Here is a 13,823-nt window from a genome sequence, read left to right as displayed (position 1 = left end):
ATTTTTTTGATGAGAGAAATTGGATTTTCGGAGATTAAGAGTGTCGCTTTAGATATTTTAAAAGATGTGGCACATTTTTGTGATACACATGATATTCGATATGTATTAGCGTATGGAACAATGTTGGGAGCCGTTAGACATAAAGGTTTTATTCCATGGGATGATGATATTGATATCATGATGCCACGGGATGATTATAATCGCTTTATTAAGACATATAATGAGCATAACTCAAGATATCAAGTGTTTTCTATTGAAAATGATGATACTTATACCTATACAATGGCTAAGGTATTCGATCAAGAAACGGTTATGATTGATAATACATTATGGCGTAATTTTGATAAAGCAGGTGTATTTATAGATATTTTCCCAATTGATGGGTTACCGGATGAAACACAGGCACAACAAAAAATATTTAGACATCAACAATTTTTAAACTTGTTATTTCATGGGTCTTCTATGAAGTTTACATTCAGTAATCGTTATGTAGACTCTAAAGGTAGCTTTGCAAAGTTAAAAGGTTATGTTCGTACATTCTTAAAATTTGGTGCTATTAGTTTAATGCATTTTTTACCAACTACAAGTTTAATCAAAAAGATTAATCAAGATGCCCAACAGTATCCATTTTCCAATTCGAACTACATAAGTGTTCTCGTCGATTGTGCGAGTGGTAATAAACGGGAAGTATACGAAAAAACTTTGTTTGATAATAGAAGTTTATATCCTTTTGAGGATACTGAGTTTTGGGGACTTACAGATAGCGATTTCTATTTAAGTCATTTGTACAATAATTATATGGAAGCACCACCTAAAGATCGACAGGTACCGCATCATAACTATAGAGTGTATTGGAAATAATAAGAGGGGATTATATTATGAAACTATTTACAGTAGGACCAACTCAAATGAGACAGGAAATTCTTGATGTAAGACATCAACAAGTTCCTTATTTTAGAACAACAGAATTTTCTGAAGTTATGTTAGATTCAGATAGACTGCTCAAAAAATTTATGAATGCACCAGAAAGCTATAAATCCATCTACTTAACAGCTTCTGGTACGGGTGCATTAGAAGCTACTATTATGAATTGTATGAATGAAACAGACCATGTGTTAGTTATTAATGGTGGTACTTTTGGTCAACGTTTCGTCGATTTATGTGAACTCCACGAGATACCTCATACTGTGATTAAATTAGACGAGGGTGAGGAGCTAACCGCAAAACACTTTGCTGCCGTAGAAGAACAATCATTTACATTTGTTATTGCTAATATTGATGAAACTTCGACCGCACAGTTATATGATATTAATTTATTAAGCAACTTTGCTAAAAAGAAAGAAGCATACTTGGTAATTGATGCGATTAGTTCGTTCTTAATTGATCATTATGATATGGCTGGTAATAATATTGATGTTACTATTTTGAGTTCCCAAAAAGGTCTTTGTATTGCACCAGGTATATCCCCTATTGTAATTAGTGATAGATTATATGAAGAACGTGTAAAAAATAATCATATTAAGAATCTTTACTTTGATTTCAACCAATATGTAAAAAACTTTACAAGAGGTCAAACACCATTCACACCTGCTGTTGGGGTATGTTTAGAAATGAATAAAGCATTACATCTGATTGAAGAGGAAGGTTTTGAAAATTATTTAGCTCGTATTGATAGTGTGGCGAAAGATTTCAGAAATAGAATTAAAGAATTACCAGTATCTCTTCCTGCCTTCAGCATCAGTAATGCGGTTACGCCTATCCGTTTTGAACAACCAATTGCTAAAGATGTATTTACAATTTTGAAGGACAAATATGATATTTTTGTAAATCCTACGGGTGGGGTTAATGAAGAATACGTTCTACGCGTTGCTCATATTGGTGATACAACCATTGAGGATAATAAAATGCTCGTAGAAACAATGAAATCAGTCATTAAAGAGATTACAGGTAAATAATATGGTAAAAGTGATAACATATGGAACATACGATTTGTTTCATGAGGGACATTACAATCTATTAAAGAATGCAAAGGCATTAGGTGATTACCTAATTGTTGGGGTTACGTCTGACTATTTTGATAAATCTAGAGGTAAATTTAATGTTCGTGATTCTTTAATGACGCGCATTGATAATGTGCGTGCTACAGGTTTCGCAGATGAAATTGTAGTAGAAGAATATTTTGGCCAAAAAATAGATGATATCAAACGATTTAATGTAGATATATTTACCGTTGGATCTGATTGGGAAGGCTATTTTGACTATTTAAATGAGTATTGCAAGGTAGTTTACTTACCAAGAACACAAGGTATTTCAAGTACGCAGATTAGAAATTCTGAGAATATTAGACTTGGTATCATTGGTAATGAAGTTATATTAGATAGATTTTTGGATGAGTCTAAATTTGTTAGTGGCATTGATATTATTGGTGGGTACACAGAGGCAGAGTCGGTTGATACTATCTATAAATCACATCAATTTAATAATTTAGAACAATTTGGTTCATCTGAAGAATTGCTGGATAAAGTAGATGCAGTATATATTAATATGCCTTTATCCAAACGTGGTGCTTATATCGAAAAAGCACTACAAGCCAAAAAACATGTATTAACAGAATTCCCATTTAGTAGTGACCTTGATGAAACATTACGCTTAATGGACTTGGCGAAATCTTCCAACTTAGTATTGATGGAAGGCTTGAAAACAGCTTATAGTCCTGCATTTAATAAGTTAATTGCCATGGCTCGTAGTGGAAAAATTGGTAAAATCTTTAATGTAGAAGCTAATTTTACACAAGTTTTGGGGGAAGATTTGGCTAATCAAATTAGAATAGCTGGTGGTAGTATTTTATCCTTAGCATCCTATCCATTATTAGCTATCTTTAAACTCCTAGGATTTGATTATAATCGCGTTGATTTTATAAGTCATAAGGTTGACGATGTCGATATTTTATCAAAGATTAATTTTCTTTATGATGATGCTATGGCCTCCGCTACTGTGGCAATCAATGCTAAGGCAGAGGGAGATTTAGTTATATCTGGTTCTAAAGGATATATTTATGTACCAGCGCCTTGGTGGAAAACAGAATTCTTTGAATTGCGTTTTGAAGATGTGAACTTAAACCAAAAATACTTCTATAAGTTTGAAGGTGAAGGCTTACGATATGAAATCGTTGAGTTCTTAAAATGTATTAGAGAGGACTCTGAAAGCTTCTTGATGAGTCATCAAGATATGATTGAAGAGGTACGCGTCCTCAATAAATTTGTATCTAATACAAATGTTACCGTTATTTAGTATGGGATTGAGTGAGTATGCAACAATTATCTTTACGAGAGGTTCAGCTAGAAGAGTTGAATCTTCTCAAGGATTTTGACAAATTTTGCAAAAAATATAATTTAAAATATAGTTTATGTTATGGCACATTAATAGGTGCAGCTCGACATAAAGGGTTTATACCTTGGGATGATGATATTGATGTTTGCATGCCAAGACCTGATTACGAACGATTATTAACGTTAAAAGAGCATTATGATCATGATGGATTAGAGTTAATCGCAAATCCTATCAATCATAGCTTAGATGCAACCTATGCAGCTATCATCAATAAAAATATTCCTTGTGAAAATACATATTCTAATACATTACGTAGCAAGTATTTATGGATAGATATTTTTCCTGTTGATGGATTTAGTGAAGATATGTCCATTATGAAAGAGATTTATGATAAATCGATTTTTTATCAAAAAATACTTACATTAGCTAGCGCTAAACTGTTTAAGGGGAAATCTCTTATTCATGCTTTAGGTAAATTAGTTATTGTTCCATTGTGTCGTTTATTTGGTAAACAACGTTGTATCGATATTATGGATTGTTTGGCTAAATCTTATGACTATACTAAATCAGAGTATGTTGGTGTAATTGCCTGGGGTGAAGGTGTAAAGGAACGATTGCCTAAACAGGACTTTGAGAAGATGACTACTATTGAGTTTGAAGATCAATTATTTTCTGTTATGTCCTGTTGGAGACAATATCTAGATAATATGTATGATGACTATATGCAGATGCCTCCTGAGGATCAACGCTGTGGACATAATATTGTTGCATATAAGATAGATCGAAAGGATTAAGTATATGGAGCCGTTACTTTCTATTATTGTTCCCATTTATAATGTTGAGCAGTATGTTGATAAATGTATTCAATCAATACTTAATCAAACTTATCAAAATTTAGAAATTATTTTAGTCGATGATGGAGCAACTGATCGCAGCGGTTCTATTGCAGATTCTTATGCGGCGAAAGATAAACGGATTAAGGTCTTTCATAAAGAAAATGGAGGGATTTCCGATGCTCGTAATTATGGTTTAGACCATGTTACAGGAGACTATATTTTATTCGTTGATAGTGATGATTTTATAGAAAATACAATGTGTGAAAGATTGTGTACTATTGCGAATAGTACACATGCTGATATGGTATCTTGTAATTATTATATCTATAGAGGTGATGATGATATTAGTATACATACTATGTCTGTTCAAGATGATAAAAGAACTTTTACAGGCATGGATATGTTGCGATATTATCTGCTAAAAACGGAACCATTCGATCTCAATGTTGTATGGAATAAGATTTTTAAATCAGAAGTATTTAATGGAATAGTACCAGTTCGTTTTCCTAAGGGACGTATTCAAGAAGAAAACTTCACTATTTTTAAGATATTCTTGAATTGTCAGACTGTAGTGACAATCAATGAACCACTCTATTATTATGTTCAACGCGCTGGTAGTATAATGGCTAACTTTAGTAGACGTTTTATGACGGATACAGTAGAGTCCCATATGCATATGAATGATTATCTTATGAATCACTGTAGTAGTGTAGAGAACGAGCTACAATTGTATCTATTAAATTCCTATGTGGAATTATCTCGTAGAGTTCATGTTAATAAATGTAAGACAGAGTATAAAGATTTACTCACTCAATATAAGCACTATGTCTTAGATCATACGGCTGATACTAGCCATAACCCATTATGGAAGTGCAAACAACATATAAAGAGGGTATTGGTTAAATTGTATTATTGAATATGAATCATAACCATATTTATACGGTTGTATGTAACATATGATTAAAACCCATAGAGATTATCTTTATATTTTTAATTGATAATACTATGGGATTTTCTCTAATTATGAAAGCATGGTTAGTAAGGTTTGATAGATATTAATGATAGAGGAAAAGTAATGTGAGGAAGAGTTACTCCGTATTAATAGAGAATATATTTTCTCTACTAACCCTACGCGCCTTAGAGTATGTACTCGCTTTTATTTTGGTACCATATTTAATTCGCGTATTAGGACCTTTGCATTTTGGAATGATTGCATTTATGCAAGGTATTATGGAATATTTCCGAATCTTTGTTGATTTTGGGTACTCCTTAACGGCTCCAAAGGCAATAGCACAGGCTGAAGAACAGAAGATAGGATCTCTATTTGCCAAATATTTTTATGGAAAAGTATGTATATTAATATTTGTTACGGCCGTATTTTTTGCTATTTATAATTTGCAACGCATATTCCTAGGGAATACGATTGATATATTATTGTTTCAGGTTATGTACTGTGGAATTATAGGCAATGTTTTATTTCCTGTATGGTTTTTCCAGGGCATACAGAAGATGCGGTATATTACCATATTAAATATGAGTGGTCGTATCTGTACGATGCTTGGTATATTTTTACTTGTAAAATCTCCAGAGGATTATATACTTGCTGCATTCTTACAGGCTTGTACTCCATTAATTGCAGGTATTTTTTCAATAGTGTGGTTAAGAAAACACTATACTGGATTATTCAAATTACCACCTATGGGTGAAATTATTAATTCTTATAAAGAAGGATGGTCTATATTCGTATCCTCGTTGGCAGTTAATTTATATACTGCAACTAATGTAGTGGTATTGGGGATGCTTACGAATAATGTTATCGTTGGTTACTATAGTGCTGCTGATAAATTAATTACCTGTGTTCGTAGAGGTATATATGCTGTAAGTGACGCCATATATCCATTTATAAGTAAGATGATGAAGGATGATATTTCTAAGGGATTACAATTTATAAAGAAACAAATATTCTTGTATTTGGTTGTAGGACTTGTTGGCTGTACGTCTTTATTTTTCTTCTCAGATACTATAGTCAAGCTATTGTTCGGAGCGGATTATAATTTAACTGTTGACGTATTACGAATTTTGTCATTTGTTCCTTTAGCTGTTGCTATTAGTACTGTATTTGGTGAAGAAACGATGCTACCACTCAATATGAATAGTGCATATAGCCGAACTCTAGTATTGGCAGCATTCTTTAGCTTGTTATCTATATTCCCATTGTGTTATTTGTGGGGGGCTAAAGGGGTAGCAATGACAATGTTATTAACAGAATTTTTAATTATGATTATTATGGGAGGCTTATTAAGGAAACAACTCTTCCAATAGGTTTAAATAGTTTGAGAGATTTGAGAGGTTTGTTTTAATATGATTAGTACAGCATATTATAAAATTCAAGAGTTATTGCTTTGTGCAATGATAATTTCATTACCACTGATGCGGATACCAGATCGGTATACCTTATTTTCCATGGGAAATAATCTGTCGATGGTATTTTTGTTCTTTTCCATTTTACTATTTCTTGTATATAGCATATGGAACAAGAAGACAGAGTTTCCCTTTAAACCGTATTTTACAATATCTGTTGCTTGGATTGTTTTTTGTACCATTTTAGGGGTATTTTCTTTTCCTTTTTATGATACTGTTATTTACACGTATTTAATCAATACATCTGTTGTCCAAAAACTATATGCGCTATTTCCTTCGTTTGTAGGTAATGAATTTATCCTACAAGTAAAGTTAATGGTATCACTAGTTTGGTATCTGTTTAGAAACTTTATATTCCCCTTAATTGGGCTATTCTTAATCATTTTTAATCTATATAAAGATGATTGTAAAAAAGGTCTTGATACTATTGTTAATGCTGCAAGGATATTAACAATACTATGTATAGCTTACTCCATTATAGAGGTTTCTTGGCTATGGAGTGGTTCAGATTACTTGGCTAGTATATTAGTAACTATTAATAATAGCTTATATGATCCTGTTGTACAAAGTGGGTGGTGGCCTCCGGAATTATGGCCAGGTCAACTTAGAAGCCTTGCGTTAGAACCATCCTATTTTAGTATGATTGCGGTGTTTTTGGCACCATTATTAGGTATTCATTATGTAAATTCTAAGAATAAACTTGATATTATATTAGCATTTCTCTTAGTTGTCATGATTTTCTTAACTAGGGCTCGAACAGGTGTTGTTGTTTATCTATTCGAACTGGTTGCGTTTATTGTATTAAGTCTAATATTTAGATATAAATCTTGGTGGAAACTATGTCTATTTACAATTGGACTTAGTGTTCTAAGTTATTCTTTTGCTATTGTTGGTGATTCCGTAGTAAGCCCTATAATTAAGGCTAGTATTTCTCAAACGAATACTACCAAAGAAACACCTCAGGCTATATCTGTAGAAAAGGCTCTAGATAAGTATATTGATAGCAATGTTAAGTCAGTCAGCAATACCAGTTCTAGATCCAATTCAGCTAGATTTGGTAATACAGTAGCTATGTTTAACGTTGGTCTAGATCATCTAGCCTTTGGTGTTGGTAGAGGATTGCACTCAAGCTATATGGTTGATAAATTCCCTGATTTTGCTAAAGATAGTGGAGAAGTCAAACGTTGGACAGAAGACGTATTACAAAAAGGCTTTTTAGCATTTGAGTATCCAGTACTTAATGAGTTTGCAGCTATATTGGCATGGTTTGGGTTGATAGGGGAAATCTTGTTTATTACCCCAATTTTATATATTTTATATAGAACATATAAGATTAAAAAGTATATTAATAACCCTACATTAGTTTACCTATTGGTAGCATTCTTTGGGCAAATTGCATGCTTTATGAGTAATGAATTTATATTGGCTTATCCAATTCTTGTAGGGATTTTGATTTGTTATATTAAATTTTATGAGCATAATGATATAACCAGAGAATAGGGGGTTATTCTAAATAAAGTATAATGTGTATATTGTAACTAATATTTAAAATATATCGAATATATTTGATATATAGTTTATGGCTTTTCTATCTCATAATTAGTTATAATTTGTATAGCAAAATATTATAGAATGAATATATTGGGAGTATTCATTTCTAGGGGACTACATTAGTTAATATATTGGTTTGGGAGATTTTAATTATGAAAAAATATGTACTTTCAGTTGATAAGAATAGGCCTATAGAGCTTGAAATTACAAATATTTTAGATGATAATAAAGCTATAGTGCGCGGTCGTCTTAATACATATCATTTGGATTATGATGTAGAGACAACTTCTGTTTTATTGAATTTTACGTTGGAAGACGATCGAGAAACTGTATATAGTATTAGATTAAAGGAAGATGATTCTTTATTAAAATGTTTAGATTGTACTCCTCAGGAGATATTCTTTAACATTGTTAATTTTCTTGGTGAAGTAATACATAAGGCTAAATCTATTGGACATACATTAGTTATGAAGTTAGATCATCAAACTTCTAGATTACTTGTAAAGGATTTAACAAAAATTGGTGATGAATATCGTACATTTAATGGAGAACTAGTATATTAAGATAATTCTTAATAACTATATAGTGGAATTAAAAGAAGGTATCAACGGCAGTTGATACCTTCTTTTATGTAGAAATCAAATTGATGGGATACTAAATTTAGATCAACCTATAATATCTTTATTAGATATACGAAGATAAGAAATAGGGATTGAATGTTCTCTTATATAACAAATCTGTTATGAAACGTATTGTATTGTATATTGAGCAGCCGATAGTAGTTGGCTCAGAAGTTGCCATTTTAATGCGAATTTCACCGTTTTTTGGTATAATAAACAAGTATTCCAACGATAAAACGGAGGTAATTCTAATGCGTAAATTCTTATATATGTTAGCAGCTCTACTCGTGTTGATCGGTATTAATACACATGATGTAGAAGCTCGTACAGATGTGTATGCTACAACCTATAATGGTAATAGCTGGTATGTAGACCAAGACTCTGTGAAGAGAGTAGGGGATGTACTCAACTTTACGGTGTACACTACATCTGGCCTTAGCTATAAGGTATCATCTAGCGATAGTAACTATTACAATGCAGATGTATTCTACTATAACAACAAACTCGTTTCAGACAATGGCCAATCTGTATGGAAATCTCCAGGTATGATGGCCGCTATGCGTGTGGCACGTAGATAAAGAATAAAGGCAGCGATTCGATCGCTGCCTTTTGGTCTGTATAAGTGTACTATAGTATCGTTTATCCGTATTTGACGATATATAAGATTAACCCTATAATATAAATAGATAGCCAAGCGAGTAGATCCGTCGGGCTCATCTCAAGAGAATAAATAATTGATGAAATGGCCTTTCAGTTACCTAATTATCTAGGGATAACGAAGGGCTATTTGTCTTTTCCAAGACAAATAAGCGCCACAAGTGCGATAAAGGCTCCATATAAGCGAATCAATAAGAATCTATTTATAGAAATATACAAAAATATATATACGTATACGTTAGCAGTAACTATAATTACTGCTTTTTTTTACTTGTGATAATTTTATAGTTATGTGGCAAATTTCCCTCATATTTACAAGAATATAATTATTAAATATAATTAAATTATTTAATAATAGTTTATAGTATGTAAATGAGAGAGGGTTTTTATGAAACGTGTGTATAAAGCAAACCTATCTTTAGCGATTGCTCTGACAATTGCTAGCTCTGTAGTGCCCTATGCAATGGCGGGGAGTACATTAGTTACTACACCTAATGGTGCAAATATTACGGCAAACAACGGTGGGAAGTTTAAGGCTGGCGAAATGACAAACTACATATCTACGATTGAAGCAGATACTGGTAGTACAGTTAGTATTGATAAAGCTGTTGCTAATATTGGCTATAATAACAAGCCTTTTATCAGCAGTAAAGGTGGCAGTACAGTTAGCCTTAAGGAAGGTGTTTATGATGTTCAAAATGTAAGCACTCCTATTGCAGTGGCTCAAGGTGGCACCGTTAATATTGGTGTAGACGGCAATAAAGGTAATTTTACTGGCAATGACTTGTCTTTAGTAGGTGATGTTATCGTTAAAAGCGACCCAAACCATGCGTCTGAAATCAATATTGGTATCATTGGCAAAGAATCTCTTTGGGATGGCTTAGCTTTTAATCTAGCAGATAAAGATGCAAAGCATCCAAGTCATATCAATGTATTCCTTGGCGACTATGGTTCTTGGGAGCTTTTCTATCAAGGCGGCTTGCATGAAGGAACATTAGATGGTGGTACGCAACCTAGCCATGTACATCGACTTGTAGGTTCCAAGAATCGCAACTATGCGAATATGGTAACCCAAAGTGAGCATAATAAGCTCTATGTAGATAAGCTGGAAGGTCATGTAAACTTTATTTACGACCCTAATGATGAAGGTGGCGATACTGAGGATCCAGATTATAAACCACCGACTACAACCTATAATGGTTTGACTCCAGATTCCTTCTGGGGTGGTGATATTCATATTACAAGTGCAGCTCCTGGTGCAGCGGCTCATGTGTACACTACTCAACGAGGCCTAGATATGTCCTCTGAGGCTAATGTGAACAAGATTTTAGATAACTTGGCTCACAAGATGTACTATCATAACTATGTTAATGGTGAAAGAAACCTTCAAGGTACAGTAGCTATTGCATCTGATGGTTCTGAATCTGGTCGTTTTACAGTAATTACATCTGGTCATGCTAAAGAAGGTGATATTACATGGCAAACGGATAAAGATGGTCAAGGTAAATACGTATATGGTGAAAATAAACCTGTACCAAAACCTCAACCTAAGCCAATACCTAAGCCAGAAGTAAAACCAACGCCAACACCTGAGGTTAAGCCGGTACCAACTCCGACTCCTAAACCAGAGGTTAAACCAACGCCAAAACCTGAGGTTAAGCCAGTACCAAAACCAACTCCTAAACCAGAAGTGAAACCAACTCCAGCGCCAGAGCGTAATTCTCACATTCATGTTATCATGGGTGATTTTGATACACCTCATATGCGCGGTGCCCGTTCTGCTATTATGAGCAATATCAATGGTTGGAGAGCATTAACAGATAATATGTATCGTCCACGCGTATTGCAACAAGGCGAACCAACAGGCATTTGGGCTCGCGTTGGGGGTGGTAAATACAGCTTCAATGCAAAAGGTATCGACACAGATACAACGTATACACGCATTCAAGGTGGTTACGATGCTAAAACAGGTAGCGGCTGGACTGTAGGTGGTCAAGTATCCTACCTTCGTGGCAACGATGACTACGTATTCAATGGCACTGGTAAGGAAAAAGCCTTTGCTGTAGGTGCGTACGGTGTGAAAGATCTTGGTAAAGACCAATACATTCACCTTGAATCCCAAGTAGGTCGCGTTTCTAATGCTTTCACAGCTCGCAATGAAATTGGTGAAAGCATTTCTGGTGATGCTAAAGCGAATGCCTATACAATTGGCGCGCGCTATGGTAAAACTGTGAAATTCCAAAATGGCACGTATATCGAGCCACAAGCACAATTGAGCTACACTCACTTCGGTGGGGATAGCTTTGATGCGGGTCGTATGCATGTCAACGAATCTGGTGTGAGCAGCACAGCAGGGGGACTTGGCCTTGAAATCGGTAAAACATTCGGTGCAGGCAACATCTATACTCGCGTTGGTGTAAACCATGCCTTCTCTGGTACTGTAAATACAGCGTACACAACAGGCAATACTACAAAATATACAAAACAAGATCTTAAAGGCACTTGGACCGATCTAGCATTCGGTGGTCGCTATGGATTCAATGCTAATAACAGTATCTTTGCTGACCTTAGCACAGGTCTATCTGGCGACTATAAAGCAGGCTGGTCTGTAAATGCTGGGTTTACACATAAATTCTAATATACTGGTCAACAGATTTACTAAGAGGCAGCGAATTAAGCGTTGCCTCTTTTGCTATATTTTTATCTAATACATATCAAAACTTAATTATTTCTAAAATAAATGAGTACAATTCATTTACAATTCACTAAAAATGATGTAATATTTTAAATATATTTTAAAAGTGTTAGAAAAAAGTTTCTTTATTATGAGCGTGTATATCTGTCTTTTACCGTATATAAAGGCTAATAAATCAACTCATAGATATATATTCAAGTATGAAGGAGCTTTCACAAATGTGATTGTATTGTAAGTGAAGTATTTATTGAGGTATAAGAGGATGAAAGGTAGTAATAAGATTTTATTGTCTGCTGTTATGATGACCTTATTGTCATCTACGATGGCTATGCCTAGTACATGGGCTGCAGCAGGTATTAATTCTGATGGACGTATTTTTGCAACTACTGCAGATAGTAAATTTGAAAGTACAGGTAGTACGACTGCGAATGGTGTAGTCGCATCTGATGGTGGTCAAGTTACAATTGGCTCTCTGGACACTCCTGATGCATCTCAATTGCCTAAACGCTACCGTCAACCAGCTTTCATTACAGGCATGCTAAATAACAGTTCCATCCAAGTAGATGGCGGTGTTATGGATGTGACTACTGCGCCATGGAAGTCTCCATATCCAGTGGCATTTGCTTATAATAGTAAAATTAATCTCGGTGTCGATGATGCGGGTACTGTAAAACACAAAGTGTTCAATATGCAAGGTGATGTGCTGGTATCTGATAAAATGATGCCTCCTCATCAAGAACAGCAACCATCTGTTATCAATATCGGCCTAGGCCGCGCGCACAATAGCCCTAACCAATTTTCCGGTAAGGCTGTGAACACCTTAGAGGATAAGGGTGGCGAAATCAACATGACCTTTGATGGAGGCATGTGGAGCCATGATTACATGGGTGGCTTGGAATCTTTCAAAATTGATGGTAAAACGGAACGCAGTAGTATTAACAACCTCACAGGTACTCGTACGCGTGAAGGGTTCAGCCGTATTGCACAAGATTCTCGTAGCGACATTCATGTAAATAAATTGGACGGCCATATCAACGTTATTTATGACATGAGTGATAGTACGGGTTTGAATTTCGCTAAACAAGGCTCCAAGAAAAATGGTCTTGATCCGGCTGATATCGAGGGTGGTAACTTCATCGTGAAATCCGCTGCGACTGGCTCTGCTGTGCATGGCTATGTAACAGGTGATCACCTTGATACTTCCTCTGAAAGTAATGTAAACAAGATTTTAGATAACTTGGCCCATAAATTCTATTATGAAAACTATGTAAAGGGTGAAAGAAACCTTTCTGGTACAGTATCTATTGCTTCTAAAGGTATTGTGTCTAGCTACAAAAAAGCGTTGACTACAGATCAAAAAGAAGGGGATATCACTTGGAAAGACGGTAATGGTCAAGGCTCCTATGTGGTGCCAGAACCAAAACCTACACCAACTCCAGAGCCAAAACCAGTTACACCAGTAACTCCGGATCCAAAACCAGTTACACCGGTAACTCCAGATCCTAAACCAGTTACGCCAGTAACTCCAGATCCTAAGCCAGTTACGCCGGTAACTCCAGATCCAAAACCAGTTACACCTGTAACTCCGGATCCTAAGCCAGTTACGCCAGTAACTCCAGAACCTAAACCAGTTACACCAGTAACTCCAGATCCTAAGCCAGTTACGCCGGTAACTCCAGATCCAAAACCAGTTACACCTGTAACTCCGGATCC

11 protein-coding genes and 1 pseudogene are annotated in these 13,823 nt (G+C 34.8%); 11 read left to right on the top strand and 1 reads right to left on the bottom strand.

From position 1 onward, the window contains the following. Nucleotides 1-9 precede the first annotated feature (9 nt). The 6 genes from ACSV5T_RS08630 (at nt 10) to ACSV5T_RS08605 (ending at nt 6,488) form a co-directional block, all read left to right on the top strand. Nucleotides 10-861 carry a LicD family protein gene (locus tag ACSV5T_RS08630; protein WP_119207145.1) on the top strand — a complete coding sequence of 284 codons (852 nt, stop codon included), beginning with the start codon at nt 10-12 and terminating at the stop codon, nt 859-861. A 17-nt stretch (nt 862-878) separates the two neighbouring features. Continuing rightward, on the top strand, nt 879-1,955 hold the full coding sequence (locus tag ACSV5T_RS08625; RefSeq protein WP_105090014.1) for a pyridoxal-phosphate-dependent aminotransferase family protein: 1,077 nt from the start codon (nt 879-881) through the stop codon (nt 1,953-1,955). A 1-nt stretch (nt 1,956) separates the two neighbouring features. Then, the gene (locus tag ACSV5T_RS08620; protein ID WP_105090015.1) at nt 1,957-3,291 is read left to right on the top strand and encodes an adenylyltransferase/cytidyltransferase family protein; all 1,335 of its coding nucleotides are present in this window, start codon (nt 1,957-1,959) and stop codon (nt 3,289-3,291) included. A 17-nt stretch (nt 3,292-3,308) separates the two neighbouring features. Then, the gene (locus ACSV5T_RS08615; protein WP_438320808.1) at nt 3,309-4,124 is read left to right on the top strand and encodes a LicD family protein; all 816 of its coding nucleotides are present in this window, start codon (nt 3,309-3,311) and stop codon (nt 4,122-4,124) included. A 4-nt stretch (nt 4,125-4,128) separates the two neighbouring features. Beyond that, nucleotides 4,129-5,082 carry a glycosyltransferase family 2 protein gene (locus ACSV5T_RS08610; RefSeq protein WP_438320807.1) on the top strand — a complete coding sequence of 318 codons (954 nt, stop codon included), beginning with the start codon at nt 4,129-4,131 and terminating at the stop codon, nt 5,080-5,082. 161 nt (nt 5,083-5,243) lie between these two features. Further along, nucleotides 5,244-6,488, top strand: coding sequence for a flippase (locus ACSV5T_RS08605; RefSeq protein WP_438320806.1), 1,245 nt, complete (start codon nt 5,244-5,246; stop codon nt 6,486-6,488). Nucleotides 6,489-6,553: 65 nt separating this feature from the next. Here ACSV5T_RS08605 and ACSV5T_RS08600 read toward each other — a convergent pair whose 3' ends face one another. Beyond that, entirely contained in the window at nt 6,554-6,769 is a 216-nt protein-coding gene (locus ACSV5T_RS08600; RefSeq protein ID WP_438320805.1) for a hypothetical protein, read from the bottom strand. Nucleotides 6,770-6,902: 133 nt separating this feature from the next. On the opposite strand from ACSV5T_RS08600, the gene ACSV5T_RS08595 reads away from it, so the two are divergent. From ACSV5T_RS08595 to ACSV5T_RS08575, 5 genes and pseudogenes are all read left to right on the top strand, one after another. After that, nucleotides 6,903-8,087 carry an O-antigen ligase family protein gene (locus tag ACSV5T_RS08595; RefSeq protein ID WP_438320804.1) on the top strand — a complete coding sequence of 395 codons (1,185 nt, stop codon included), beginning with the start codon at nt 6,903-6,905 and terminating at the stop codon, nt 8,085-8,087. Nucleotides 8,088-8,290: 203 nt separating this feature from the next. Next, nucleotides 8,291-8,701, top strand: a complete 411-nt coding sequence (locus ACSV5T_RS08590; protein ID WP_024063950.1) for a hypothetical protein — start codon at nt 8,291-8,293, stop codon at nt 8,699-8,701. A gap of 308 nt (nt 8,702-9,009) precedes the next feature. Then, nucleotides 9,010-9,336 carry a hypothetical protein gene (locus ACSV5T_RS08585; protein ID WP_039968814.1) on the top strand — a complete coding sequence of 109 codons (327 nt, stop codon included), beginning with the start codon at nt 9,010-9,012 and terminating at the stop codon, nt 9,334-9,336. A gap of 467 nt (nt 9,337-9,803) precedes the next feature. Then, the gene (locus tag ACSV5T_RS08580) at nt 9,804-12,053 is read left to right on the top strand and encodes an autotransporter outer membrane beta-barrel domain-containing protein (protein WP_438320802.1); all 2,250 of its coding nucleotides are present in this window, start codon (nt 9,804-9,806) and stop codon (nt 12,051-12,053) included. A 319-nt stretch (nt 12,054-12,372) separates the two neighbouring features. Further along, nucleotides 12,373-13,823 (top strand): annotated as a pseudogene (locus ACSV5T_RS08575) (autotransporter outer membrane beta-barrel domain-containing protein); the annotation flags it as partial.

This window comes from Veillonella sp. ZSJB6, assembly GCF_051549505.1.
Lineage (GTDB): Bacteria > Bacillota > Negativicutes > Veillonellales > Veillonellaceae > Veillonella.
The sequence above is the reverse complement of the archived record's forward strand: the minus strand, read 5'-3'. Positions and strand labels throughout refer to the sequence as shown.